The 26081-nt window shown below is 59.7% G+C and carries 19 protein-coding genes; 17 read left to right on the top strand and 2 right to left on the bottom strand.

Annotated features, from left to right (window positions below):
- Window positions 1-166 precede the first annotated feature (166 nt).
- The gene (gene ycaO / locus GKQ23_RS16370; protein WP_212408876.1) at window positions 167-1924 is read right to left on the bottom strand and encodes a 30S ribosomal protein S12 methylthiotransferase accessory factor YcaO; all 1758 of its coding nucleotides are present in this window, start codon (window positions 1922-1924) and stop codon (window positions 167-169) included.
- Window positions 1925-2232: 308 nt separating this feature from the next.
- On the opposite strand from ycaO, the gene serC reads away from it, so the two are divergent.
- The 11 genes from serC (at window position 2233) to GKQ23_RS16315 (ending at window position 15039) form a co-directional block, all read left to right on the top strand.
- Window positions 2233-3318 carry a 3-phosphoserine/phosphohydroxythreonine transaminase gene (gene serC / locus GKQ23_RS16365; protein ID WP_056236896.1) on the top strand — a complete coding sequence of 362 codons (1086 nt, stop codon included), beginning with the start codon at window positions 2233-2235 and terminating at the stop codon, window positions 3316-3318.
- A 92-nt stretch (window positions 3319-3410) separates the two neighbouring features.
- Window positions 3411-4694 carry a 3-phosphoshikimate 1-carboxyvinyltransferase gene (gene aroA / locus GKQ23_RS16360; RefSeq protein WP_101505615.1) on the top strand — a complete coding sequence of 428 codons (1284 nt, stop codon included), beginning with the start codon at window positions 3411-3413 and terminating at the stop codon, window positions 4692-4694.
- 207 nt (window positions 4695-4901) lie between these two features.
- Window positions 4902-5585: a (d)CMP kinase gene (gene cmk / locus GKQ23_RS16355; protein ID WP_101505607.1), complete on the top strand. Its 684-nt coding sequence runs from the start codon at window positions 4902-4904 to the stop codon at window positions 5583-5585.
- Window positions 5586-5735: 150 nt separating this feature from the next.
- Window positions 5736-7409: a 30S ribosomal protein S1 gene (rpsA, locus tag GKQ23_RS16350; RefSeq protein ID WP_056236891.1), complete on the top strand. Its 1674-nt coding sequence runs from the start codon at window positions 5736-5738 to the stop codon at window positions 7407-7409.
- An 80-nt stretch (window positions 7410-7489) separates the two neighbouring features.
- A complete protein-coding gene (gene ihfB, locus GKQ23_RS16345; protein WP_056236889.1) occupies window positions 7490-7777 on the top strand; it encodes an integration host factor subunit beta in 288 nt (95 codons plus the stop codon).
- A 267-nt stretch (window positions 7778-8044) separates the two neighbouring features.
- On the top strand, window positions 8045-10297 hold the full coding sequence (locus GKQ23_RS16340) for a ComEC family protein (RefSeq protein WP_212408875.1): 2253 nt from the start codon (window positions 8045-8047) through the stop codon (window positions 10295-10297).
- Between the two features lie 43 nt (window positions 10298-10340).
- Window positions 10341-12089, top strand: a complete 1749-nt coding sequence (gene msbA, locus GKQ23_RS16335) for a lipid A ABC transporter ATP-binding protein/permease MsbA (RefSeq protein WP_212408874.1) — start codon at window positions 10341-10343, stop codon at window positions 12087-12089.
- The gene (gene lpxK / locus GKQ23_RS16330) at window positions 12086-13069 is read left to right on the top strand and encodes a tetraacyldisaccharide 4'-kinase (protein WP_056236883.1); all 984 of its coding nucleotides are present in this window, start codon (window positions 12086-12088) and stop codon (window positions 13067-13069) included. The genes msbA and lpxK overlap by 4 nt, the downstream gene beginning before the upstream one ends.
- Before the next feature lie 93 nt (window positions 13070-13162).
- Window positions 13163-13345, top strand: coding sequence for a Trm112 family protein (locus tag GKQ23_RS16325; protein WP_056236882.1), 183 nt, complete (start codon window positions 13163-13165; stop codon window positions 13343-13345).
- Window positions 13342-14088: a 3-deoxy-manno-octulosonate cytidylyltransferase gene (gene kdsB, locus GKQ23_RS16320; protein ID WP_212408873.1), complete on the top strand. Its 747-nt coding sequence runs from the start codon at window positions 13342-13344 to the stop codon at window positions 14086-14088. The genes GKQ23_RS16325 and kdsB overlap by 4 nt, the downstream gene beginning before the upstream one ends.
- Before the next feature lie 57 nt (window positions 14089-14145).
- Complete coding sequence (locus GKQ23_RS16315; protein ID WP_056236878.1) at window positions 14146-15039, top strand: phosphotransferase; 894 nt, start codon at window positions 14146-14148, stop codon at window positions 15037-15039.
- A gap of 96 nt (window positions 15040-15135) precedes the next feature.
- Here the strand turns inward: GKQ23_RS16315 and elyC are convergent, their stop codons facing one another.
- A complete protein-coding gene (gene elyC / locus GKQ23_RS16310) occupies window positions 15136-15921 on the bottom strand; it encodes an envelope biogenesis factor ElyC (RefSeq protein ID WP_212408872.1) in 786 nt (261 codons plus the stop codon).
- 127 nt (window positions 15922-16048) lie between these two features.
- Between elyC and cmoM the strand changes: the two genes are divergently transcribed.
- The 6 genes from cmoM to GKQ23_RS16280 all read left to right on the top strand — a co-directional run bounded on the left by cmoM (window position 16049) and on the right by GKQ23_RS16280 (window position 26054).
- Window positions 16049-16834 carry a tRNA uridine 5-oxyacetic acid(34) methyltransferase CmoM gene (gene cmoM / locus GKQ23_RS16305; protein WP_212408871.1) on the top strand — a complete coding sequence of 262 codons (786 nt, stop codon included), beginning with the start codon at window positions 16049-16051 and terminating at the stop codon, window positions 16832-16834.
- Window positions 16831-18153 (top strand): chromosome partition protein MukF, encoded by a 1323-nt coding sequence (gene mukF / locus GKQ23_RS16300; protein ID WP_056236872.1) that lies wholly within the window; start codon window positions 16831-16833, stop codon window positions 18151-18153. Before cmoM ends, mukF begins: the two co-directional genes overlap by 4 nt.
- On the top strand, window positions 18134-18850 hold the full coding sequence (mukE, locus tag GKQ23_RS16295) for a chromosome partition protein MukE (RefSeq protein WP_072166378.1): 717 nt from the start codon (window positions 18134-18136) through the stop codon (window positions 18848-18850). Before mukF ends, mukE begins: the two co-directional genes overlap by 20 nt.
- On the top strand, window positions 18850-23295 hold the full coding sequence (gene mukB, locus GKQ23_RS16290; protein WP_212408870.1) for a chromosome partition protein MukB: 4446 nt from the start codon (window positions 18850-18852) through the stop codon (window positions 23293-23295). Before mukE ends, mukB begins: the two co-directional genes overlap by 1 nt.
- A gap of 167 nt (window positions 23296-23462) precedes the next feature.
- Window positions 23463-25319, top strand: a complete 1857-nt coding sequence (ldtD, locus tag GKQ23_RS16285) for a L,D-transpeptidase (RefSeq protein ID WP_212408869.1) — start codon at window positions 23463-23465, stop codon at window positions 25317-25319.
- A gap of 186 nt (window positions 25320-25505) precedes the next feature.
- Window positions 25506-26054, top strand: coding sequence for a YcbK family protein (locus tag GKQ23_RS16280; RefSeq protein ID WP_056236865.1), 549 nt, complete (start codon window positions 25506-25508; stop codon window positions 26052-26054).
- The last annotated feature ends 27 nt before the right edge of the window (window positions 26055-26081 follow it).

The following is a 26081-nucleotide window of genomic DNA, read 5'->3' as shown; positions in this document are numbered from 1 at the left end:
TGTGTTTGCCAGTGTGGTACAACGTCGTAAATGTTAATGACAAGTGGGCAATAAAGCCCGAAGGTAAAAAAAAACAGGTAACAACACAAAGCTGTTACCTGTTATTTACCGCTTTAACACGGTGACCCGTTAAGGCGAACCGCGCAGTCGGGTGCGCTTAGCGTCCTTATTTCCAGAAACGGCGTTTCGCGGCCTGTAACTTTTCATAGGCTGCCAGCAGCGACTGGTGCGCCGGGAAAGCCTGCAGGTCGCTGTCCACGCTCTGCAGGCCGTAGAACGGTGCTTCACCGCTGATTGCGGCAGAGGCCGCGTCCACGGCGTCCTGGCCGTACATACGCACGAATGCCGTATGGTACTGCAGCGGGTCACGTCCTTCTTCCTGGCTGAGCAGCAGCAGGGTCTGCAGGCAGCGGTAGTAGTTGGCACGCTCGGCAGAGAAGATCGACTGGTTGAACTCCATCGTCCACTCGGTCCAGATCAGCGCCTGTTCCAGGTCGCCGGCGGCCAGCGCCAGCATCGCCTTCAGCTCGCCGATGCGCAGAGTGTACCAGCCGTTATCCTTACCGGTCGCCAGGCCCAGCAGCTCGCGCACGCGGGTGAAGTCGTCGTGGCCGTCTTCATCCAGCTGCTCCAGCAGCGCCAGGTACTCTTCTTTTTCCCACTCGCTGGCTGGCAGGCTCAGCAGGGTGTCACGCAGGTACGCGCCCATGCTGTTATTGGCCAGCAGCAGGTCTTCGGCAGGGTAGATGTCTGACATACCCGGCACGATGATGCGGCAGGCGTACACGTCAAGATGTTCGTAGTCGGCAATGTAGACTTCCTGGTCTTCCGCCGTAAAGATCGCCATCAGGGTAGCGAACTCTTCTTCGGTGGTGCCTTTGAAGCTCCAGTCAGCGAACCCATAGTCCGCATCGTCCTTGAACATATCCCAGGAGATCAGGCCGCTTGAGTCGATAAAGTGGGTTTCCAGGTTGGCGTGCTCGGCCACTTCTTCGTCGTCGAAGGTTGGCGGGGTAAACACGTCCAGATCCTTCAGGCCACGGCCCTGCAGCAGTTCGGTGACGGTACGCTCCAGCGCCACGCCAAAGTCCGGGTGCGCGCCGAAGGAGGCGAAGCAGGTGCCGTTAGCCGGGTTGAACAGCACCACGCAGATCACCGGGTAGTTGCCGCCCAGCGAGGCGTCGTAAGAGAAGATCGGGAACCCTTCCGCTTCGAGGGTGTTAATGGCTTCCACCACGCCCGGATAGCGGTTCAGCACCTCCTGCGGGATCAGCGGCAGGCTGATCGACTCGGCAATGATCTTGTTCTTGATATGGCGCTCGAACACCTCGGACAGACCCTGTACGCGCGCTTCGTTGCGGGTGTTCCCGGCAGACATGCCGTTAGAAACGTACAGGTTGCCGACGATGTTCATCGGAATATAGACGGTCTGCTGGTCGGACTGACGGCTGAACGGCAGGCCGCAGATGCCACGGGTGGCGTTACCGGACTGCAGGTCGATCAGATCGCTGGCGCTCAGTTCGTTTTCCGGATCGTAGAATTTACGCAGGCGTGCATCAAGGATACCTTCCGGCAGCTGGTCATCTTCCGGCAGCGGGAACCACTTCTCGTTAGGGTAATGGACGAAGTCGCCGCCGGCGATTTGATTACCTAACCAGAAGTCGGCAAAGAAGTAGTTGGTCGACAGGCGTTCAAAATATTCGCCCAGCGCGGACGCCAGCGCGGCCTTTTTGCTGGCGCCTTTACCATTGGTAAAACAGAGTGGGCAGTCGCGGTCGCGAATATGCACTGACCAGACGTTAGGGACCGGATTCAGCCAGGAGGCTTCTTCGATATTGAAGCCCAGATCCTGCAGTTTTTGCTGAAAGCGTGCGATGGAGTCTTCCAGCGCGGCGTCTTTGCCTGGAATGTAAGTTTGAGTCATGTAGCCCACTTGTTTTGTGTTGTGCGTAAAGCGCGCAATGATACGGGTTTTCCATGACAATCGCTATCCGGGCACCCAAATTTCATCTGCTGCAGAATGCCCTTTTTGCCACCCCGCGTAACAGGTCTGATTCCTGATTCGGAAAACGCCTCACAAAATATCGTGTTGAGTTTCATTTGCCCTACAACCTGTTGCGGCACAGGATTGTAAACCGCATCGCCGGGCGGATAAATCGTTGCAGCAACCGGGTGGCAATGATAAAACCGATAGAGAAATCAAAACCGATTGTCAGAGAGTGGTGAGGGGAAATGAGTCAGGTTTTCAATTTTAGCTCCGGCCCGGCAATGCTGCCGGTAGAAGTGCTGCGTCGCGCGGAACAGGAACTCTGCAACTGGCAGGGGTTAGGGACCTCCGTTATGGAGATCAGCCACCGCAGCAAGGAGTTCATCCGGGTTGCCGAAGAGGCTGAACAGGATTTTCGCGATCTGCTGAAGATCCCCTCCAACTACAAGGTTCTGTTCTGCCACGGCGGTGCGCGCGCACAGTTCGCGGCAATTCCGTTGAATCTGCTGGGTAACCACGCCACCGCAGATTATATCGATGGTGGCTACTGGGCCTCCAGCGCGGTGAAAGAGGCGCAGAAGTACTGCACGCCGAACGTGATTGATGCCAAAACCACCGTTGACGGTAAGCGCGCTATTACCCCGATGAGCCAGTGGGCGCTGTCTGACGACGCCGCCTACGTTCACTTCTGCCCGAATGAGACCATTGACGGCATCGCCATCCACGAGACGCCAGATTTCGGCGACAAGCTGGTGGTTGCCGATCTCTCATCAACCATTCTGTCTACCCCGCTGGACGTCAGCCGCTATGGCGTACTGTACGCCGGTGCGCAGAAGAATATTGGCCCGGCCGGCCTGACGCTGGTGGTGGTGCGTGAGGATCTGCTGGGCCGCGCGCGTAAAGAGCTGCCTTCAATCCTTGATTACAAAGTGCTGGCTGACAACGACTCAATGTTCAACACGCCACCAACCTATGCCTGGTATCTCTCTGGCCTGGTGTTCAAGTGGCTGAAAGAGCAGGGCGGCGTTGCGGAGATTGATAAACGCAATCAGGCTAAATCTGACCTGCTGTACAGCACCATTGATAACAGCGACTTCTACCGTAACGACGTGGCCGATGCCAACCGTTCGCGGATGAACGTGCCGTTCCAGCTGGCGGATGCCGGGCTGGACAACCTGTTCCTCGATGAGTCGCTGGCGGCGGGCCTGCACGCGCTGAAGGGCCACCGCGTGGTCGGCGGCATGCGTGCTTCGATCTACAATGCGATGCCGCTGGCCGGCGTGAAGACGCTGACCGATTTTATGATCGACTTTGAGCGTCGCCACGGCTAAGGTGCCCGCCGCACGGTCTTACGCTGTAAACCTGAAACCCCGCAGCCTTGCGGGGTTTCACCGTAATTATTTTGGAGAACACGTTTCACATGCTGGAATCCCTGACGTTACAACCTATCGCGCTGGTCAACGGCACCGTTAATCTTCCCGGCTCCAAGAGCGTTTCTAACCGCGCTCTGCTGCTGGCTGCGCTGGCCAGGGGGACCACCCGTCTGACCAACCTGCTGGACAGCGACGACGTGCGCCACATGCTCAACGCGCTGCAGCTGCTGGGCGTTAAGTACCGGTTGTCTGACGATCGTACCGTCTGTGACGTCACCGGTCAGGGCGGAGCGCTGCAGGCCGACGGCGCGCTTGAGCTGTTCCTCGGTAACGCCGGTACCGCGATGCGCCCGCTGGCGGCGGCGCTGTGCCTCGGCGGCAATGATATTGTGCTGACCGGCGAACCGCGTATGAAAGAGCGGCCGATTGGCCACCTGGTTGACGCCCTGCGTCAGGGCGGCGCGCAGATTGACTATCTGGAGCAGACGGATTACCCACCGCTGCGCCTGAAGGGCGGCTTTAGCGGCGGCGACGTCACCGTTGACGGCAGCGTTTCCAGCCAGTTCCTGACCGCGCTGCTGATGACGGCACCGCTGGCCACCAACGATACGCGCATCGCGATCAAGGGCGAGCTGGTCTCTAAGCCCTATATCGATATTACGCTGAACCTGATGGCCGCCTTTGGCGTGCAGGTTGAGAACGATAACTACAGCGCCTTCATCATTCGCGGGCAGCAGCACTATCAGGCACCCGGCGACTACCTGGTGGAAGGCGATGCATCGTCGGCCTCCTACTTCCTGGCGGCCGCGGCCATCAAAGGCGGTACGGTGAAAGTGACCGGGATTGGCCGTAACAGTATTCAGGGCGATATTCGCTTTGCCGACGTGCTGGAAAAAATGGGCGCCAGCATCGAGTGGGGCGATGACTTTATTGCCTGTACGCGCGGTGAACTCAACGCCGTCGATCTGGATATGAACCATATCCCGGATGCGGCGATGACCATTGCCACCGCAGCGCTGTTTGCCACCGGCACCACGGTGATGCGCAACATCTACAACTGGCGCGTGAAGGAGACCGATCGTCTGGCGGCGATGGCCACCGAACTGCGCAAAGTAGGTGCCGAGGTGGAAGAGGGGCACGACTACATTCGTATCACGCCGCCGGCGTCGATCGCGTTCGCTGAGATTGCCACCTATGACGACCACCGTATGGCGATGTGCTTCTCGCTGGTGGCGCTTTCCGCCACGCCGGTCACCATCCTTGACCCGAAATGCACCGCTAAAACGTTCCCGGACTACTTTGAACAGTTAGCCCGGATTAGCACACTGGCCTAAGAGAACCTTCCGCCGTATTCAGGTACGGCGGAAAATGCTCCTTTTTTTTCCGTCACCTCGCCATACCGCTCTCTTTCTTGCCATATACAGACTAATTTCCTGTAGCCATCAGTTAAAAGTATAACCATCGTCGATGTAGCGGAGTATAATACGCCACGATATTTGTCCGGCACCGGCCCGCAGGCAATCAACCAACAGGAGAACGAGATGACGGCATTAGCCCCAGTGATCACCATCGATGGCCCAAGTGGCGCAGGGAAAGGGACATTGTGTAAAGCGATGGCCGAAGCGTTACAGTGGCACCTGTTGGACTCCGGCGCAATCTACCGGGTACTGGCGCTGGCTGCATTACACCATCAGGTAGATATCACTTCTGAAGAAGCGCTGGCCCCGATTGCGGCACATCTGGACGTGCGCTTTGTGGCCACCGACGGCGAGATGGCGGTGATCCTCGAAGGGGAAGACGTGTCGAATGAGATCCGCACCCAGGACGTCAGCAACACCGCCTCTAAAGTGGCCGCGTTTCCCCGCGTCCGTGAGGCGCTGCTACGCCGCCAGCGCGGTTTCCGCGAACTGCCGGGGCTGATTGCCGACGGGCGTGATATGGGCACGGTGGTATTTCCCGATGCACCGGTGAAAATTTTCCTTGATGCCAGCGCCGAAGAGCGTGCGCATCGCCGTATGCTACAGTTGCAGGATAAGGGCTTTAGTGTTAACTTTGAGCGCCTTTTATCCGAGATAAAAGAGCGTGACGATCGTGACCGCAATCGTGCGATTGCCCCGTTAGTCCCGGCAAACGATGCCTTAGTGCTTGATTCGACTACAATGTCTATTGAGCAGGTCATCGAAATTGCGCTAAAATATGCGCGCGAAAAACTCGCGCTGGCGTGATTTTCGGGTCTTTGACCCGGCGTTAAAATGAGCGTTGGCTCTCAGAATTTATCTAACCCTGTGATATGGACATCATCGGGCATGTGAAACAACCCCACCCGTCAGGACGTCAGGTGGACGTTAAATTGAAGAATCCTGAAGATTATCAATATGACTGAATCTTTTGCTCAACTATTTGAAGAATCCTTAAAAACAATCGAAACCCGTCCGGGTTCCATCGTTCGTGGCGTTGTTGTCTCTATCGACAAAGACGTAGTTCTGGTTGATGCGGGTCTGAAATCTGAATCTGCAATTCCTGCAGAGCAGTTCAAGAACGCAGCCGGCGAGCTGGAAATCCAGGTAGGTGACGAAGTTGACGTTGCGCTGGATGCGGTAGAAGACGGCTTCGGTGAAACCCTGCTGTCCCGTGAGAAAGCTAAACGTCACGAAGCTTGGATCACGCTGGAAAAAGCTTACGAAGACGCTGAAACTGTTACCGGTATCATCAACGGCAAAGTTAAAGGTGGCTTCACAGTTGAGCTGAACGGTATTCGTGCGTTCCTGCCAGGTTCACTGGTTGATGTTCGTCCGGTGCGCGACACGCTGCACCTGGAAGGCAAAGAGCTTGAATTCAAAGTGATCAAGCTGGACCAGAAACGCAACAACGTGGTGGTTTCACGTCGTGCGGTTATCGAATCCGAGAACAGCGCAGAGCGCGATCAGCTGCTGGAAAACCTGCAGGAAGGCATGGAAGTTAAAGGTATCGTTAAGAACCTCACTGACTACGGTGCATTCGTTGATCTGGGCGGCGTTGACGGCCTGCTGCACATCACTGACATGGCCTGGAAGCGCGTTAAGCATCCAAGCGAAATCGTCAATGTTGGCGACGAAATCAACGTGAAAGTGCTGAAATTCGACCGCGAGCGTACCCGTGTATCTCTGGGTCTGAAGCAGCTGGGCGAAGATCCTTGGGTCGCTATCGCTAAGCGTTATCCGGAAGGCACCCGCCTGACCGGCCGCGTGACCAACCTGACCGACTACGGCTGCTTCGTTGAAATCGAAGAAGGCGTTGAAGGCCTGGTACACGTGTCTGAAATGGACTGGACCAACAAAAACATCCACCCATCTAAAGTTGTTAACGTGGGCGATGTTGTTGAAGTTATGGTTCTGGACATCGACGAAGAACGTCGTCGTATCTCCCTGGGTCTGAAGCAGTGCAAATCTAACCCATGGCAGCTGTTCGCAGAAACCCACAACAAGGGCGACCGCGTTGAAGGTAAAATCAAGTCTATCACTGACTTCGGTATCTTCATCGGCCTGGACGGCGGCATCGACGGCCTGGTACACCTGTCTGACATCTCCTGGAACGCGACCGGCGAAGAAGCCGTGCGTGAATACAAGAAAGGCGACGAAATCGCTGCTGTGGTTCTGCAGGTTGACGCAGAGCGCGAGCGTATCTCCCTGGGCGTTAAGCAGCTGGCAGAAGATCCGTTCAACAACTACATCTCTCTGAACAAGAAAGGTGCCATTGTTAACGGTAAAGTGACTGCAGTTGACGCTAAAGGTGCTACAGTTGAACTGGCAGACGGCGTTGAAGGTTACCTGCGCGCTTCTGAAGCTTCAATCGACCGCGTTGAAGACGCAACTCTGGTTCTGAATGTTGGCGACGATGTTGAAGCTAAGTTCACCGGCGTTGACCGTAAAAACCGCGTTGTAAGCCTGTCTGTTCGTGCTAAAGACCAGGCTGACGAGAAAGAAGCAATTGCAACGGTTAACACCAAACCGGAAGAAGGCAACTTCTCTAACGCAATGGCTGAAGCTTTCAAAGCAGCTAAAGGCGAGTAATCGTTCTTCAGGGCAGCTCAGGCTGCCCTGTACCGTCGTTATCTGTCAGAACTATTCCTAGCGGATTAACCGGAGGTTTTATGACCAAGTCAGAACTGATTGAAAGACTTGCTGGCCAGCACTCTCATATTCCGGCGAAAGTCGTTGAGGATGCGGTAAAAGAGATGCTGGAGCATATGGCAACCACGTTGTCACAGGGCGAACGCATCGAAATCCGGGGATTTGGCAGCTTCTCATTGCACTATCGTGCACCTCGTACCGGCCGTAACCCGAAAACGGGCGACAAAGTGGAGTTGGAAGGTAAATACGTTCCACACTTCAAGCCGGGTAAAGAGCTGCGCGATCGCGCCAATATCTACGGCGGCTGATGTCCTGTTCCTTTGCACGCGAGTGTAAAGGTGGCCAGACAGAGCGAATTACCAATAAAACGACACTTCGGTGTCGTTTTTTTTTGCCTGTCGTTTGTGTCAGCCCGCTGCGGGCAGCGCCACGCCGCTGGAGAGTGCTTCACACCGCTGGCCGGGTTTGCTGTAAAGCCAGCAATTATTTGCGTGTCTGTTCTGAAAGTCACCCTCTGCCTGCAGCACCCTGATGACGGCTGGTGCACACTGCCCTGACGCCATCAGGGAGGAGCTATGCGTTTAACCGTCACCCGTCTGGCCGGCTGCATTATTGCCGGTACCCTGCCGCTGAACTTTCTCCCTTCGCTGCCTGGCTACCGCTATGACCTGCTGGCGCTGGGTCTGGCACTACTGTTGGCCGGCTTACCCCGAAGGGGCGCACTGCCGCTGGCGCTGGCGTTGCTGGCTTCGGTTTGGGCGGTTAATGCCGGCCGTACCACGCTGCAACAGATTGAACAGCTGACCCGCCGGCCGCTGCAGGTGGAGGTGAAGATCGAAAACCTGCAACCTGACGGGCAGCGAGCCCGCGTGCGCTTGCTGAGGCAGCAGGGGCGGCTGCTGTTTCCGCCGATCTCGGCGATGCTCAGCCTGCCGGAAACCGGCACCGCGCTCTGCGCCGGTCAGCGCTGGCTGCTGACGGTAAAGCTGCGCCCGGTACACGCCCGGCTGAACGAAGGAGGGTTTGACGCGCAGCGTTATGCGCTGGCCAACGGCGTGCCGCTGAGCGGCCGGGTCACTGACGCGCAGGTGCTGCAGTCGCGCTGCGGCTGGCGGGATGCGATAATCCATGCGGCAAAAGAGCGCTACGGGCATCTCCCCTGGCAGGGCACTCTTGGCGCGCTGGCATTTGGTGAGCGGGCCGAGGTCAGCGCCGATCTGACCCGACTGCTGCGGGAAACCGGTACCGCGCATCTGATGGCGATATCCGGGCTGCATATTGCGCTGGCGGCGGCGCTGGGCTGGTGGCTGGCGCGTCTCGTTCAGTTTGCTTTGCCGGCGTGGCGGATTGGCTATCGCCTGCCGCTGGTCAGTAGTCTGGTGCTGGCGTTCTGCTACTGCTGGCTCTCCGGTGGTAATCCCCCGGCGTTACGGGCGATGCTGGCGCTGCTGATCTGGAGCGGGCTGCGCCTGAGCGGCGTCAGTTGCCATGCGCTGCAGGTGTGGCTGATGTGCCTGGCGGTGATTCTGCTGTCTGACCCGTTGAGCCTGCTGTCAGACAGCCTGTGGCTGTCGGCGCTGGCGGTGGGCGGGTTGCTGCTGTGGTATCACAGTTTTCCGTTACCGCGGCGTTTTCAGCGCGGGAAACGCTGGCTGCCGCTGCGCTTACTGCATCTGCAACTGGGTATGCTGCTGCTGATGATGCCGTTGCAGGTATTGCTGTTTCACGGCATCAGCCTCAGTGCACCGCTGGCGAACCTGTGGGCGGTGCCGCTGGTCTCGCTGCTGACCGTGCCGCTGATCCTGCTGGCGCTGATCCTGCTGCCGCTGCCCTGGCTGAGCACGTCGCTGTGGTGGCTGGCCGATCGCTCGCTCAGCGCAGTGTTTCTGCCTCTACGGCAACTGCCCGACGGCTGGCTGCCGCTGGATGCAGCTCAGGCCTTCTACAGCCCTGGCTGCTGGCTGCTGCTGATGGCGCTGCGCTTTGGCTGGTGGCGCAGTTCACCGGCCAGCCTGTTGAGCCTGGTGCTGGGATTGGCCGCGGCCAGCGCCAGCGTAAAACCGCAGTGGCGGGTGGATATGCTCGATGTGGGGCACGGCCTGGCGGTAGCGATCTCCCGTTACGGCCAGGCGACGCTGTATGATGTCGGCAACCGCTGGCCTGGCGGGGATGCGGCACGCAGCCAGATCCTGCCCTGGCTGCGCTGGCAGGGGCTGACGGTGAGCCAGATTATTATCAGCCATGAGCACCTGGATCATACCGGCGGTCTGGCAAGCGTGCAGGCTGCGTTTCCCCGTGCCAGCGTGCGCAGCCCGCTGGGGCTGCCGGGGCACCGGCCCTGCCACCGCGGGCTGGCGTGGCGCTGGCAGGGCCTCGATTTTAAGGTGCTGTGGCCGCCGCCCGGCTATGCGCTGACGGGCAATAACCGCTCCTGCGTGGTGACGGTCAGCGACGGGCGCTGGCGGGTTCTGCTGACCGGCGACATTGAAGCGCCGGCGGAACGGGCGCTGGTGGCCGGGCAGCGCGGCAGCCTGGCCGCCACGTTGCTGCAGGTGCCGCACCACGGCAGCCGCACGTCTTCGACGCCGCCGCTGCTGCGCGCGGTCCATCCCGACGCCGCCATTGCCTCGGCGGCACGTTACAGCGCCTGGCGGCTGCCTGCGCGACAGATTATTCGGCGCTATGCGGATAATCAGATCATCTGGCGAGATACCGCGCTTTCCGGCCAGCTTAGCGCACGATTTTTTACAGATTACTGGCAGCTTCTGGGGTTAAGAGAACAATTAATGAACCGTTGGTACCATCAGTGGTTTGGCGTCACCCGCTAATCCAGGTAGAATGAGCGGCTATTTCAACTAATGCTGGATAACTATGCATCTGGATAAAGATCTTTCCACCTGGCAGACCTTCCGCCGCCTCAGTCCGATGATTGTGCCTTATAAGGCGGGGCTGATTGCCGCCGCAATCGCACTGATTATCAATGCGGCAGGCGATACGCTGATGCTCTCTCTGCTGAAACCTTTACTCGATGATGGTTTTGGTAAAGCTAACAGTTCCGTACTGGTCTGGATGCCGCTGGCTGTAATCGGCCTGATGCTGGTTCGCGGTATCACCAGTTATATCTCCAGCTACTGCATCTCCTGGGTTTCCGGAAACGTGGTAATGACCATGCGCCGTCGCCTGTTTGGCCATATGATGGGTATGCCGGTGGCGTTCTTCGATCAACAGTCCACCGGCACGCTGCTGTCGCGCATCACCTATGACACTGAGCAGGTTGCCTCCTCCTCTTCCAGTGCATTAGTGACCGTGGTGCGTGAAGGTGCCTCGATTATCGCGCTTTTCGTACTGATGTTCTGGAACAGCTGGCAGCTGTCGCTGATCCTGATCGTGCTGGCTCCCATCGTCTCCTTTGCCATCCGCTCGGTTTCTAAACGCTTCCGTAACATCAGCAAAAATATGCAGAACACCATGGGGCAGGTGACTACCAGCGCCGAGCAGATGCTGAAAGGCCATAAAGAGGTGCTGATTTTCGGCGGTCAGGAGATCGAAAACGAACGTTTCCACCGCGTCAGTAACCGCATGCGCCAGCAGGGCATGAAGCTGGTTTCCGCTTCTTCCATCTCCGATCCCATCATTCAGCTGATCGCCTCGCTGGCGCTGGCGTTTATTCTCTACGCCGCCAGCGTCCCGAGCGTGATGGAGACGCTGTCTGCCGGTACCATTACCGTGGTGTTCTCAGCGATGGTTGCGCTGATGCGCCCACTGAAGTCGCTGACCAACGTCAATGCGCAGTTCCAGCGCGGCATGGCTGCCTGCCAGACCCTGTTCTCAATTCTGGACAGCGAGCAGGAAGTGGATAACGGCAAGCGCACCGTGGAACGTGCGAAAGGCGATATTGAATTCCGCAATGTCACCTTCACCTATCCCGGCCGTGATATCCCGGCGCTGAAGAATATCAACCTGGCGATCCCGGAAGGCAAAACGGTGGCGCTGGTTGGCCGTTCCGGCTCCGGAAAATCGACCCTGGCCAGCCTGCTGACCCGTTTTTACGATATCCAGCAGGGCGAGATCCTGATGGACGGTCACGATCTGCGCGAGTACACCCTTGCATCGCTGCGTAATCAGGTGGCGCTGGTGTCACAGAACGTGCACCTGTTTAACGATACCATCGCCAATAATATTGCCTATGCGCGCCATGAGCAGTACAGCCGCGAAGATATCGAGAAAGCGGCCACCATGGCGCACGCTATGGACTTCATTAAGAAGATGGATAACGGTCTCGATACGGTAATTGGTGAAAACGGCGTGCTGCTCTCAGGCGGCCAGCGCCAGCGTATCGCCATCGCCCGTGCGCTACTGCGCGACTGTCCGATCCTGATCCTCGATGAGGCGACCTCCGCGCTGGATACCGAATCCGAGCGGGCGATCCAGTCGGCGCTGGACGAGCTGCAGAAAAACCGCACCTCGCTGGTCATTGCTCACCGCCTGTCGACCATCGAGAAAGCCGATGAGATCGTGGTGGTGGAAGATGGCCAGATCGTTGAGCGCGGAAGCCATGAACATCTGCTGGCCGAGAAGGGTGCCTATGCTCAGCTGCACAAAATGCAGTTTGGTCAATGATTGAACGCATCTGGAGCGGTAAATCGCCGCTATTTCTGCTGCTGCTGCCGCTGAGTTTTCTCTACGGCCTGGTCAGCAACCTGATCCGCCTCAGCTACCGCTGGGGATGGCGCAAAGCCTGGCGTGCTCCGGTGCCGGTGGTGGTGGTCGGCAATCTGACCGCCGGTGGTAACGGTAAAACGCCGGTGGTTGTCTGGCTGGTGCAGGTGCTTCAGCAGCGTGGCCTGCGCGTCGGCGTGGTGTCGCGCGGCTATGGCGGCAAGGCCGCAAGCTATCCGCTGGTGCTCGGCCCGCACACTACAACGGCAGAGGCCGGCGATGAGCCGGTGCTGATCTATCAACGCACCGGGGCGGCGGTGGCCGTGGCTCCCCGCCGCCGGCAGGCGGTGGAGGCCTTGCTGGCTGGCCAGGGGGTGGATATCATCATCACCGACGACGGCCTGCAGCACTATGCGCTGGCCCGCGACTGTGAAATCGTGGTGGTTGACGGTGAACGCCGCTTCGGCAACGGCTGGTGGCTGCCCGCCGGGCCGATGCGTGAACGCCAGGCGCGCCTGAAGGGCGTTACCGCAGTGATCTGCAACGGTGGCACGCCGCACGCCGGTGAATTAGCCATGCGGCTGCGGCCGGCGGCGGCGGTGAACCTCCTTTCCGGCGAATCACGGCCGCTGGCGTCACTGCCGTCGGTGGTGGCAATGGCCGGGATAGGCCATCCGCCTCGCTTCTTTACTACCCTGCGTCAGCAGGGTGTGACGCCGCTGCGCGAGGTGGCGTTTGCCGACCATCAGGCCTACAGCGCGGAGGCGCTGCAGGCGCTGACTCCGGCGGGCGAGACGCTGCTGATGACCGAAAAAGATGCGGTTAAAGCGCGGGCGTTTGCCCGGCAAAACTGGTGGTATCTGCCGGTGGACGCAGAGATTGCCGATGCCGGACCGCTGCTGGCCACAATCTCGGCCCTGGCCGAACCCGCCGGCGCCTGATTTTTATCATCATCTGCCAGACTGCTGGCAACCACGGGCAGGCCCGTCAGCGACAGAGGTTGCCTGATGAGACCGACCCGTTCAGGAGGATTTATGGATCATCGTTTACTTGAAATCGTTGCTTGCCCGGTGTGCCACGGCAAGCTCAGTTTTAACAAAGAGCAGCAGGAGCTGATCTGCAAGGCGGACGGCCTGGCCTTCCCGGTGCGCGACGGTATTCCGGTGCTGCTGGAAGTGGAAGCCCGTACGCTGACGTCAGAAGAGCATCCGGTATGAGTTTCGTCGCGATTATTCCAGCGCGCTATGCCTCCACGCGCCTGCCGGGTAAACCGCTGGTTGATATTCACGGTAAGCCGATGGTGGTGCACGTGATGGAGCGGGCGCTGGAGTCCGGCGCCGATCGGGTGATCGTGGCCACCGACAATCAGGACGTGGCGCGGGCGGTGGAAGCGGCGGGTGGCGAAGTGTGTATGACCCGTGCCGACCACCATTCGGGTACGGAGCGGCTGGCAGAAGTTATCGATCGCTATCAGTTCGCCGATGACACGGTGATCGTTAACGTGCAGGGCGATGAGCCGATGATCCCGCCGGTGATCGTCCGTCAGGTTGCCGAAAATCTGGCGCAGAGCAGCGCCGGCATGGCCACGCTGGCGGTGCCGATTACCTCTGCGGAAGAGGCATTCAACCCTAATGCGGTGAAGGTGGTGCGTGATGCCAACGGCTACGCGCTCTACTTCTCCCGCGCCACCATCCCGTGGGACCGCGAACGGTTCAGCGTCTCGAAAGAGACCGTTGGCGATAGCTTCCTGCGCCATATTGGCATTTATGCCTATCGCGCCGGCTTTATCCGCCGCTACGTCAGCTGGGAAGCCAGCCCGCTGGAGCAGATCGAGCTACTGGAGCAGCTGCGCGTGCTGTGGTACGGCGAGAAAATTCACGTTGACGTCGCCAAAGCGATCCCCAGCGTTGGCGTAGACACGCCGGAAGATCTGCTGCGGGTGCGCGAAGCGATGCGTTAACCCCCTTTCGGGGCGGCGACAGTCGCCCCGTATTTCCCTGCCGGTCAGGAGGGGCGTTTGGAACACCTCAGAACGGAATTAGCGCTGGTTCTTGGCGAACCGGTGAGTCGGGTTGAGTGCATCAGCCGCCAGCCCGACGCCAGTCTGTATACGCTCTACGATGATGAGGGCGATTCGCTGCCGATGGTGGCTAAATACTTTACCCTGAAAGACGCCGCCGCGCAGGAAGCACAAAAGCTGTCGCTGTTGGCGAAACAGGGCAAGGTGCGCGTGCCGCTGGTGTTCGGGGTCGTCAGCAGCGAGCAGCCGCCGCTGCACGAGGTGCTGCTGCTGGAGCGGCTGGGCGGCGTTTCGATCGCCGTTCCCGCGCGGACGGCCAAGCGTGAGCAGCAGCTGCGCAGGCAGATCGTCAGCGGCCTGCTGGCCTGGCATCAGATTGACAGCGGCGGGCTGGTGGGCACGGTAGACAGTCAGCAGAAGAACGGCTGGCCGGCATGGTATCGTCAGCGTATTGAGGTGCTGTGGGCGATGATCACCATGCGATGTCCGGCATTCCTCTGCATGGACGACCGGCGTATCCTGTATCGCAGCCGCGACCGTTTTGCCACACTGTTCGGTGATTTCAACGATCCCTGCGTGCTGATCCATGGCAATCTGTCGCCCGACAACATTCTGAAAAATCCGGGCCACGACCGGCTGCTGGCGATGGTCAATCCGGGGCCGCTGCAGTGGGCGCCGCGCGAGTTTGATCTCTACCCGTTCTGCGGCTTCGCCAGCGGAGACGCGCTGCTGAACGACTACTACCAGTACGCGCCGCTGGCCGAGGGCTTTGTTGCCCGACGCTGGCTCTATCTGCTGTGGGAAGAGATTGCACGCTGGCAGAACCACGGACAGTTTAACCGCCAGCGTTTCCGGCTGGCCGCAGAGTCACTGCTGCCGTGGCTGAGCTGATAAACTGGTAGCAGAGTCACTGCTGCCCTGGCTGAGCTGATGAACTGGCCGCAGAGTCACTGCTGCCCTGGCTGAGCAGATGAACTGGCGACATAGTCACTGCTGCCCAGGCTCATCTGCCGAACTGTGCGGTTTTACCGCCTGCCAGATCCTGCCCAGCCCTTCATAGACCGCACGCTCACTGTGCCCGAGCCAGAACGCCGCCGGCAGTATCTTTTCCCACAGGTTAAGCGGTGAGGTTACCGCCATCTGGTTGGCCGGAGCCGGCAAGGGATGCAGGCCTTCGCGTTCAAAAAAGATCATCGCCCGCGACAGATGGCTGGCAGAGGTGACCAGCGCGAACGGCCGTTGGCCGATAAGTCGGGCCACTTCACGCGCTTCCTGCTCGGTATCCCGCGGCCGGGTCAGGGCAATGATCGCCTCCTGTGGCACACCGAGCGACTGTGCCACCTTTGAGGTCACTTCCGCCGAGCTGACCGCGTTGCCGGTTGCCGCGCCACCGGTAACGATCAGCCGCGATCCCGGGTTCATCCGCCAGATGCGGATGCCCTCTGCCAGTCGCGGCAGGCTGTTATTCAGCATATTCGAGCTGGGGGCCCAGTCAGGGTTCCAGGTGTAGCCGCCGCCCAGTACCACCACGTACTCAACCTTGTGCTGTCCCTGCCACGTTGGCCAGCCCGCCTCGGTGGTCAGCAGCAGCCGATCGGCCACCGGCTGCAGGCTGAAAAGCAGCATGATTCCCCAGCCAAGTGAAATAACCACTTTGCCGGTTTTCTGCCAGCGGCTGAACCAGAGCAGCAAAATACCCACCGCGATCAGCAGCAGCAGCGCGGGCAGAGGCATCAGCAGGCCGCCGATCGCCTTTTTCAGCGTGAAAAGCATGGAAACAGACTCCTTTTGTCCGAAAAAACGCCATCCGGCGGCGAAGTGACACGGGAAAGCTTCATTATCTGCCAGTGTATGACAAAATACCCGGTGACTTTACTTTTAACGCGACGCCGGAGCGGGTATGCAGGATCGCAACTTTGATGACATCGCGGAAAAATTCTCGCAAAACATTTACGGCACCACCAAAGGCCGCATTCGTCAGGCGATCCTCTGGCAGGAGCTGGACGCGCTGCTGACCACGCTGCCTGCGGGGCCGCTGGCGGTGCTGGATGCCGGCGGCGGCGAAGGCCAGACCGGCTGCGGCATCGCCGGGCGCGGGCACCAGGTGCTGCTGTGCGATCTCTCCGCTGAAATGCTCAGCCGCGCCCGCCTGCTGGCGGAGCAGAAAGGTGTGAGCGGCAACATGCAATTCAAACAAATTAGCGCCCAGCAGGTTGGTCAACATTTGGATCGGCCGGTCGATCTGGTATTGTTTCACGCGGTGCTTGAGTGGGTGGCCGAGCCCCAGCAGGCGCTGCAGGCGCTGTATGATGTGCTGAAGCCGGGTGGCATACTGTCACTGATGTTCTATAACATTCATGGCCTCACTTTGCAGACCATGGTGCTGGGTAACTTCGGTTATCTGCAGGCCGGCCTGACCAAGCGTAAAAAGAAAACCCTGTCGCCGGACTACCCGCGCGATCCGCAGCAGGTATACGGCTGGCTGGCCGACTGCGGCTTTACCATTGAAAACAAAACCGGTATCCGCGTCTTCCACGACTACATGCGTGAGAAGCACAAACAGACGGAGCGGTTTGACGAGGTTCTGGCTTTTGAGAAGCAGTACTGCCATCAGGAGCCCTTTTTGAGTTTAGGACGTTATATCCACGTCACCGCACGGAAACCCTTTAAGGCGGACGCATTATGAGTGACTTTTCTCAGACCATCCCCGAGCTGGTGGCCTGGGCGCGAAAAAATGATTTTTCCGTTTCGCTGCCGACCGAACGTCTGACTTTTTTGCTGGCGATTGCCACCCTTAACGGCGAGCGCATGGATGGCGAAATGAGCGAAGGCGAGCTGACTGACGCATTCCGCCACGTCAGCGAAGGCTTTGAACAGACCAGCGAAACGGTGCTGGTGCGCGCCAACAACGCTATCAATGATATGGTGCGCCAGCGCCTGCTGAACCGCTTTACCAGCGAACAGGCCGAAGGCAATGCCATCTACCGTCTGACGCCGCTGGCGATCGGCATCACCGACTACTATATTCGCCAGCGCGAGTTTTCCACGCTGCGCCTGTCGATGCAGCTGTCGATCGTCGCCGGCGAGCTGAAGCGCGCCGCGGATGCGGCTGAAGAGGATGGCGATGAGTTCCACTGGCACCGCAACGTCTTTGCGCCGCTGAAATACTCGGTGGCGGAGATCTTCGACAGTATTGATATCACCCAGCGCATCATGGACGAGCAGCAGCAGTCGGTGAAGGACGATATCGCCCAGCTGCTCAACAAGGACTGGCGCGCGGCGATCTCCAGCTGTGAACTGCTGCTGAGTGAAACCTCCGGCACGCTGCGCGAGCTGCAGGATACGCTGGAAGCGGCGGGCGATAAGCTGCAGGCCAACCTGCTGCGCATTCAGGATGCCACCATGAGCAGCCCCGATCTCGGTTTTGTCGATAAGCTGGTCTATGACCTGCAGAACAAGCTCGACCGTATCATCAGCTGGGGCCAGCAGGCGATTGACCTGTGGATCGGCTATGACCGCCACGTGCATAAGTTTATCCGTACCGCCATCGATATGGATAAAAACCGCGTGTTTGCCCAGCGCCTGCGCCAGTCGTTGCAAACGTACTTCGACGCCCCCTGGGCGCTCACCTACGCCAACGCCGACCGCCTGTACGACATGCGCGATGAAGAGCTGACCCTGCGCAGTGACGAGGTGACCGGTGAGCTGCCTTCCGAGCTGGAGTACGAAGAGTTTAACGAAATTCGCGAGCAGCTGGCGGCGATGATTGAAGAGGCGCTGGCTATCTACAAGGCGCAGAAAAAACCGCTCGATCTCGGCCTGGTGGTGCGTGACTACCTGGTGCAGTATCCGCGGGTGCGGCATTTTGACGTGGCGCGGATTGTGATCGATCAGGCGGTACGCTTAGGCGTGGCCGAAGCCGATTTTACCGGCCTGTCGCCCGAGTGGCAGGCTATTAATGATTACGGAGCCAAGGTGCAGGCACATGTCATCGACAAATATTGAACAAGTGATGCCGGTTAAGCTGGCACAAGCCCTGGCGAACCCGATTTTTCCGGCGCTGGACAGCCAGTTACGGGCAGGACGCCACGTTGCGATTGAAGAGTTAGATCAACACGCTTTCCTGATGGACTATCAGGAGTTTCTGGAAGAGTTTTACGCCCGCTATCACGTTGAGCTGATCCGCGCGCCGGAAGGCTTTTTCTACCTGCGACCGCGTTCCACGACGCTGATCCCACGCTCGGTGTTGTCCGAAATGGACATGATGGTCGGCAAAGTCCTCTGTTACCTCTATCTCAGCCCGGAGCGGCTGGCCAATGAGGGCATCTTTACCCAGCAGGAGCTGCACGACGAACTGATGTCGCTGGCCGATGAGAACAAGCTGCTGAAGCTGGTGAACCAGCGCTCAACCGGATCGGATCTCGACCGGCAGAAGCTGCAGGAAAAGATGCGCGCCTCGTTAAACCGCCTGCGCCGCCTCGGCATGGTGTGGTTTATGGGCAACGACAGCAGCAAGTTCCGCATCACCGAATCGGTGTTCCGCTTTGGTGCCGACGTGCGCAGCGGCGATGACGCCCGCGACGCGCAGCTGCGCATGATCCGGGATGGTGAAGCGATGCAGCTGGAAGGCGGGCTGGTGCTGGATGAAGAGGGCGATAATGACGCCGAACAGGGCGCGCCGGACAGTGGAGAAGAAGAGTAATGATTGAACGTGGAAAGTTTCGTTCGCTGACGCTGATTAACTGGAACGGTTTTTTTGCCCGCACCTTTGACCTTGATGAGCTGGTGACTACGCTGTCGGGCGGTAACGGTGCCGGTAAATCGACCACCATGGCGGCGTTTATCACCGCGCTGATCCCCGATCTGACGCTGCTGCACTTCCGTAACACCACCGAAGCCGGGGCCACCTCCGGCTCGCGCGATAAAGGCCTGCACGGCAAATTACGTCCCGGCGTCTGCTATGCGGCGCTCGACGTGGTCAACTCGCGCCATCAGCGGGTGATCGTCGGCGTGCGCCTGCAGCAGGTCGCCGGCCGCGATCGCAAGGTGGATATTAAGCCGTTCAGCATCCACGGCCTGCCGGTAGCAATTAACCCGACCGAAATCCTCACTGAAACGGTGAACGCCCGCCAGGCGCGCGTGCTGCCGCTCAGCGAGTTGAAAGACAAATTTGAGGCGATGGAGAGCGTACAGTTTAAACAGTACAACTCGATCACCGACTACCACTCCGTGATGTTCGATCTCGGCATCGTGGCGCGTCGCCTGCGCTCCGCCGCCGACCGCAGCAAATACTACCGTCTGATTGAGGCTTCTCTGTACGGCGGTATCTCCAGCGCCATTACCCGCTCCCTGCGCGACTACCTGTTGCCGGAGAACAGCGGCGTGCGCAAGGCGTTCCAGGATATGGAAGGCGCGCTGCGTGAAAACCGCATGACGCTGGAGGCGATCCGCGTTACCCAGTCCGACCGTGACCTGTTTAAGCACCTGATTTCAGAAGCGACCAGCTACGTGGCGGCCGACTATATGCGCCACGCTAACGAGCGCCGCATCCATCTGGACGGCGCGGTGCAGGTGCGCGGCGAGCTGTTTACCAGCCGCCGTCAGCTGGCGACCGAACAGTATCGCCAGGTTGAGATGGCACGTGAGCTGGCCGAGCACAACGCCGCCGAAAGCGATCTGGAGACCGATTACCAGGGCGCCAGCGATCACCTGAACCTGGTGCAGACCGCGCTGCGCCAGCAGGAAAAAATCGACCGCTACGATGCCGATCTCGAAGAGCTGACCTTCCGTCTGGAAGAGCAGAACGAGGTGGTGGCGGAAGCGCGTGAACAGCACGAAGAGCTGGAAGCGCGCAGCGAAGGCGCCGAGCTGGAAGTCGACGAGCTGAAAAACCAGCTGGCCGACTATCAGCAGGCGCTGGACGTGCAGCAGACCCGGGCGATCCAGTATCAGCAGGCGCTGCAGGCGCTGCAGCGCGCGCGCGAAATTTGCCAGATTAACGACCTCAGCGTGGATAACGCCGACGAGTGGCAGGAGACCTTCCAGGTAAAAGAGCAGGAGGCCACCGAACAGCTGCTACGGCTGGAGCAGAAGATGAGCGTGGCCGAGGCGGCGCACAGCCAGTTTGAACAGGCGTTCGAGCTGGTGCAGCGCATTGCCGGCCCGGTCAGCCGCAGCGAGGCGTGGCAGGTCGGGCGCGATCTGCTGCGCGATGCGGCCAACCAGCAGCACCACGCCGGGCAGCTGCAGTCGCTGCGATCCAGGGTGTCAGAGCTGGAGCAGCGCCTGCGCGAGCAGCAGGATGCCGAGCGGCTGCTGGCGGAGTTCTGCAAGCGCCACGGTCAGAGCGTCGATGCCGCCGATCTGGAGGCGCTGCAGTATGAGCTGGAAGCGCGTATTGAACAGCTGGGTGAGAGCGTCTCCACCGCCGGCGAGCAGCGTATGGCTCTGCGTCAGGAGCAGGAGCAGTTGCGCGAACGCATTGCCCGCCAGACGCGCCAGGCACCGCAGTGGCTGGCTGCGCAGGAGATTTTAGCGCAGCTGAGCGAGCAGAGCGGCCAGCCGCTGGAGAGCAGCCAGCAGGTGACCGAATGCATGCAGCAGCTGCTGGAGCGCGAGCGTGAGACCACGGTTGAGCGTGACGACGTGGCCGCGCAGAAGCGCGATCGTGAACGGCAGATTGAACGCCTCAGCCAGCCGGGTGGCGCGGAAGACGCGCGGCTCAACGCGCTGGCCGAGCGTTTCGGCGGCGTGCTGCTGTCCGAAATTTATGATGACGTCACTATCGACGACGCGCCTTACTTCTCGGCGCTGTACGGGCCGTCGCGCCACGCTATCGTGGTGCCGGACCTGTCGCTGGTGCGCGAACAGCTGGACGGGCTGGATGACTGCCCGGAAGACCTCTACCTGATCGAAGGGGACCCGCAGTCGTTCGACGACAGCGTATTCAACGTCGAAGAGCTGGAAAAAGCGGTGGTGGTGAAGGCCGGCGATCGCCAGTGGCGCTACTCGCGCTTTCCGAAGGTGCCGCTGTTTGGCCGCGCCGCGCGTGAAACCCAGCTGGAGCGGCTGGACGCCGAGCGCGACGCGCTGGCCGAACGCTATGCCACTCTGTCCTTTGACGTGCAGAAAATTCAGCGCCTGCATCAGTCGTTCAGCCGCTTTATCGGCAGCCATCTTGGCGTCGCCTTTGAAGCGGACCCGGAAGCGGAGCTGCGTCAGCTGAACCAGCGCCGCGTGGAGAATGAGCGCGCGCTGGCCAACCATGAAAGCCAGAACCAGCAGCAGCGCCAGCAGTTTGAGCAGGCGCGTGAAGGCGTGGCTCACCTCAACCGCCTGCTGCCGCGCGTCAGCCTGCTGCTGGACGATACGCTGCAGGATCGCTACGAAGAGATCCTCGAACGGCTGGATGAAGCGCAGGAAGCGGCGCGCTTCGTGCAGCAGCACGGCGCACAGCTGGCGAAGCTGGAACCTGTTCTGTCGGTGCTGCAGAGCGACCCGGAGCAGCACGAGCAGCTGCGGCTGGACTACCAGCAGGCGCAGCTGCAGCAGCGTGCCGCCCGTCAGCAGGCGTTTGCCCTGACCGAAGTGGTGCAGCGCCGCGCCCACTTTGGCTACACCGATTCCGCCGGCATGCTCAACGGCACCAGCGACCTGAATGAAAAACTGCGCCAGCGTCTGGAGCAGGCCGAGGGTGAACGTGCCCGCGCCCGTGAACAGCTGCGCCAGCATCAGGGCCAGCTGACCCAGTACAGCCAGGTGCTGGCATCGCTGAAAAGCTCTTACGACGCCAAGCGTGAAATGCTGAAAGAGCTGCAGCAGGAGATGCAGGACATCGGCGTGCAGGCGGACGCCAGCGCGGAAGAGCGGGCGCGCCTGCGCCGCGACGAACTGTACAGCGCGCTGAGCAACAACCGCGCGCGCCGCAGCCAGCTGGAAAAACAGATCACCTTCTGTGAGGCCGAGATGGACGCGCTGCAGAAGAAACTGCGCCGCGTGGAGCGCGAATACCACATCGGCCGCGAGCAGGTGGTCAGCGCCAAAGCCGGCTGGGTGGCGGTGCTGCGGCTGGTGAAAGATAACGGCGTCGAGCGCCGTCTGCACCGGCGTGAGCTGGCCTATCTGGGCGGCGATGAACTGCGCTCCATGTCGGATAAGGCGCTGGGCGCGCTGCGTCTGGCGGTGGCGGATAACGAACATCTGCGTGACGTGCTGCGCCTGTCGGAAGATCCGAAGCGCCCGGAACGCAAGATCCAGTTCTTTATCGCCGTCTATCAGCATCTGCGCGAGCGTATCCGCCAGGATATTATCCGCACCGATGACCCGGTAGAAGCCATTGAGCAGATGGAGATTGAGCTGAACCGCCTGACCGAGGAGCTGACCGCTCGCGAGCAGATGCTGGCGATCAGCTCGCGCAGCGCAGCGAACATTATCCGTAAAACCATCCAGCGCGAGCAGAACCGCATCCGCCAGCTTAACCAGGGGCTGCAGGCGGTAAGCTTCGGCCAGGTGAAGAGCGTGCGGCTGAACGTCAACGTGCGCGAAGCGCACTCGACGCTGCTGGACGTGTTATCGGAACAGCACGAGCAGCATCAGGACCTGTTCAACAGCAACCGCCTGACCTTCTCCGAAGCGCTGGCGAAACTCTATCAGCGCCTCAACCCGCAGATGGATATGGGCCAGCGTACGCCGCAAACCATCGGCGAGGAGCTGCTGGACTACCGCAACTACCTGGAGATGGACGTTGAGGTTAACCGCGGAGCGGAAGGCTGGCTGCGAGCGGAGAGCGGGGCGCTCTCTACCGGCGAGGCCATCGGTACCGGGATGTCGATCCTGGTGATGGTGGTGCAGAGCTGGGAGGAGGAGTCACGCCGGCTGCGCGGTAAGGATATTTCACCGTGCCGGCTGCTGTTCCTCGATGAGGCAGCGCGTCTGGATGCCAGGTCGATCGCCACGCTGTTCGAGCTGTGTGACCGTCTGGAAATGCAGCTGATTATCGCGGCACCGGAAAACATCAGCCCGGAGAAAGGCACTACCTATAAGCTGGTGCGTAAGGTGGTTAACAATACCGAACACGTCCACGTGGTCGGGCTGCGCGGCTTTGCCGCCGAGCAGACGGTAACCGAGGCGGCGGCCCCGCTCGCCTGATCGGGTAAAAAATAGCTGGCGGAAAAGTGGTAAATTATTTGCCGCCAGATTACTCTCAGTAACGGCATTTGCGACACACTAAGCGAATGCCGTTTTCTTTTTATATACTTAAAGCATCAGTTAATGGCCGCTGAATTCCTCGTCGGCTGACTTTACAGGGGGCAGGGATGTTGCTGCAGAAATCGTTATCCGCGCAGGCTAAGCTGCTTAGCTACTGTGTCTTGCTTGGGCTGACCCAGGCGTTTCCTGCCGTGGCCGGTATTCCGCCGGTTTCCGCTCCCGTGACGCATCATCTCTCTGCCGCACAGAGCCAGTCTCAGCTGGCTGCGGCGCTTTCCAGCCACGTCGGGCAGGTGGTGTTCCTGAAACAGCTGGCTCCTCTTTACGCCAGCCACGGCATGCAGCCGATGTGGCAGGATCCCCAGGCAGTGCGTGCTTTTCAGCAGCAGCTGGCCGAAGTGGCGCTTTCCGGCGTGCAGCCGCAGTTTACCCAGTGGGTTAAGCTGCTGACCGACCCGTCGGTTAGCGGGCAGGCGCGGGATATTGTGCTGTCTGACGCCATGCTCGGCTATCTGCAGTTCACCTCCAGCATTCCCGCTCAGGGTGAGACCTGGCTCTACAACACGGCACCTTACAAGCTGGCCGCGCCGGGCGTTGCCGCAATTAATCAGTGGCAAACGTCGCTGACGCGCGGCAATCTGAGCGGCTTTATCCGGTCGCTGTCGCCGCAGCATCCGCAGTACGCGCGTATGCATCAGGCGCTGAAAACGCTGCTTGATGACAAACGGCCCTGGCCGCAGCTGACCGACCGTCAGACGCTGCGCCCCGGTCAGGTGAGCAACGACGTGCCGGCGCTGCGCGATATTCTGCAGCGCAGCGGCATGATGTCTGCCGCCAGCGAGCAGCCAAAGCCGGTGGATGAGGTGGTGGGCCAGGTGGATGCCCCGCTGGTGCATGACGATGACAATGCGCAGCCGGATGCGACGACCGCGCGCAACGCGGGTGGTGCGGCGGTGGTCAGCCCTTCAGCCGCTGCCGTTGATGGGACCCCTCTGGCGGTGACGCCGGAAAATCCGGGCAACGTGCTGACCGGCAGCGTGCCCGCCAACGGCGACAATATCTACACGCCGGAGCTGGTCGAGGGCTTGAAACGCTTCCAGCGCTGGCAGGGGCTGGAAGCCGACGGTGCGATAGGTCCGCGCACCCGCGAATGGCTGAACGTCTCGCCGCAGCTGCGCGTGTCGCTGCTGGCGCTGAATATTCAGCGTCTGCGTCTGTTACCGGACGATATGCATAACGGTATCATGGTCAACATCCCCAACTACTCACTGGCCTATTACGTCAACGGTAACGAAATCCTCTCATCAAGGGTGATCGTCGGCCGGCCGGATCGTAAAACGCCGCTGATGCGCAGCGCGCTGAACAACGTGGTACTTAACCCGCCGTGGAACGTGCCGACCACCCTGATACGCAAAGATATCGTGCCGAAGGTGAAACAGGATCCGTCCTACCTCTACAAGCACAACTACCAGCTGTTGTCTGGCTGGAGCAGTGAAGCAGAGGTCATTGATCCGTCGATGATTGACTGGAGCATGGTGTCGGCGTCGTCGTTCCCGTACCGCATTCGCCAGGCGCCGGGGCCAACTAACTCGCTGGGGCGCTATAAGTTCAATATGCCGAGTTCGGACGCCATCTATCTGCACGACACGCCTAATCACGGCCTGTTCCAGAAAGATATCCGTGCCCTGAGCTCCGGCTGCGTGCGTGTTAACCGCGCCTCCGATCTGGCCAGCCTGCTGCTGCGCGACGTCGGCTGGAACGACAACCGTATTTCCAGCACGCTGAAAGAGGGGGACACGCGCTTTGTCTCTATCCGCCAGCGCGTACCGGTCAACCTCTATTATCTGACCGCCTGGGTGGCCGATGACGGCCAGCCGCAGTTCCGTACAGATATTTACAATTATGATCAAACCGCGCGCTCCGGCGTTCAGGTGCTGGCGCGGGCTGGTCAGTTATTGCTCTAATGGTTGATTAATCAGCAGTTCCCACCGCCGCTGCGCGCTGCCTCCGGGCGAGTTCAGCGGCCACTCTCCTGACCGTGATCTCTATTGTCGCAGCCGGCGGTTGACGGCAAACGCCTCCGCGGTTATGGTTCGGAACGGTGTACAAAATGCGCCATTCCGACTTCTTTAGCCAGGTAATACAGATTAATGGATAAATTCGACTCTCATCGCCGTAAATTGCTGACGCTGGGTGGCGCAGCACTGGGTATGGCACTGCTTCCCGGACAGGCTTTCGCGTCACTCTCTACTTCGCGCCCGCGGGTTCTGACGCTGAGCAACCTCAACACCGGTGAATCCTTAAAGACTGAATTTTTCAACGGAAAAAGTTACGATAAGTCGGAGTTAACGCGCCTTAATCACTTTTTCCGCGACTACCGGGCCAATAAAACAAAAAGTATCGACCCCCAGCTGTTCGACCATCTCTTCCGCCTGCAGGCGTTGCTCGGCACGCGCAAGCCAGTCCAGCTAATCTCCGGTTACCGTTCGCTGAATACCAACAATGAACTCCGTTCGCACAGCAGGGGCGTGGCAAAACACAGCTATCACACCCTTGGCCAGGCGATGGATTTTCATATTGAGGGAATTGCATTAAACAATATTCGCAAAGCCGCCGTAGCCATGAAGGCGGGGGGTGTAGGATACTACCCGAGCAGTAACTTTGTGCATATTGATACCGGTCCGGTCCGGAACTGGTAAGAATGAGATTCCCGGCGCCACGAGGGC

Source organism: Erwinia sp. E602, from assembly GCF_018141005.1.
Lineage (GTDB): Bacteria > Pseudomonadota > Gammaproteobacteria > Enterobacterales > Enterobacteriaceae > Erwinia.
This window is presented reverse-complemented; position numbering and strand designations above follow the sequence as displayed.

Coding starts and splice junctions, on each gene's coding strand:
- elyC (WP_212408872.1), bottom strand. CDS start 15,921: ATGCTTTTCACGCTGAAAAAGGCGATCGGCGGCCTGCTGATGCCTCTG.
- lpxK (WP_056236883.1), top strand. CDS start 12,086: ATGATTGAACGCATCTGGAGCGGTAAATCGCCGCTATTTCTGCTGCTG.
- rpsA (WP_056236891.1), top strand. CDS start 5,736: ATGACTGAATCTTTTGCTCAACTATTTGAAGAATCCTTAAAAACAATC.
- mukB (WP_212408870.1), top strand. CDS start 18,850: ATGATTGAACGTGGAAAGTTTCGTTCGCTGACGCTGATTAACTGGAAC.
- GKQ23_RS16325 (WP_056236882.1), top strand. CDS start 13,163: ATGGATCATCGTTTACTTGAAATCGTTGCTTGCCCGGTGTGCCACGGC.
- ldtD (WP_212408869.1), top strand. CDS start 23,463: ATGTTGCTGCAGAAATCGTTATCCGCGCAGGCTAAGCTGCTTAGCTAC.
- GKQ23_RS16340 (WP_212408875.1), top strand. CDS start 8,045: ATGCGTTTAACCGTCACCCGTCTGGCCGGCTGCATTATTGCCGGTACC.
- GKQ23_RS16280 (WP_056236865.1), top strand. CDS start 25,506: ATGGATAAATTCGACTCTCATCGCCGTAAATTGCTGACGCTGGGTGGC.
- cmk (WP_101505607.1), top strand. CDS start 4,902: ATGACGGCATTAGCCCCAGTGATCACCATCGATGGCCCAAGTGGCGCA.
- mukF (WP_056236872.1), top strand. CDS start 16,831: ATGAGTGACTTTTCTCAGACCATCCCCGAGCTGGTGGCCTGGGCGCGA.
- msbA (WP_212408874.1), top strand. CDS start 10,341: ATGCATCTGGATAAAGATCTTTCCACCTGGCAGACCTTCCGCCGCCTC.
- serC (WP_056236896.1), top strand. CDS start 2,233: ATGAGTCAGGTTTTCAATTTTAGCTCCGGCCCGGCAATGCTGCCGGTA.
- ihfB (WP_056236889.1), top strand. CDS start 7,490: ATGACCAAGTCAGAACTGATTGAAAGACTTGCTGGCCAGCACTCTCAT.
- mukE (WP_072166378.1), top strand. CDS start 18,134: ATGTCATCGACAAATATTGAACAAGTGATGCCGGTTAAGCTGGCACAA.
- cmoM (WP_212408871.1), top strand. CDS start 16,049: ATGCAGGATCGCAACTTTGATGACATCGCGGAAAAATTCTCGCAAAAC.
- kdsB (WP_212408873.1), top strand. CDS start 13,342: ATGAGTTTCGTCGCGATTATTCCAGCGCGCTATGCCTCCACGCGCCTG.
- ycaO (WP_212408876.1), bottom strand. CDS start 1,924: ATGACTCAAACTTACATTCCAGGCAAAGACGCCGCGCTGGAAGACTCC.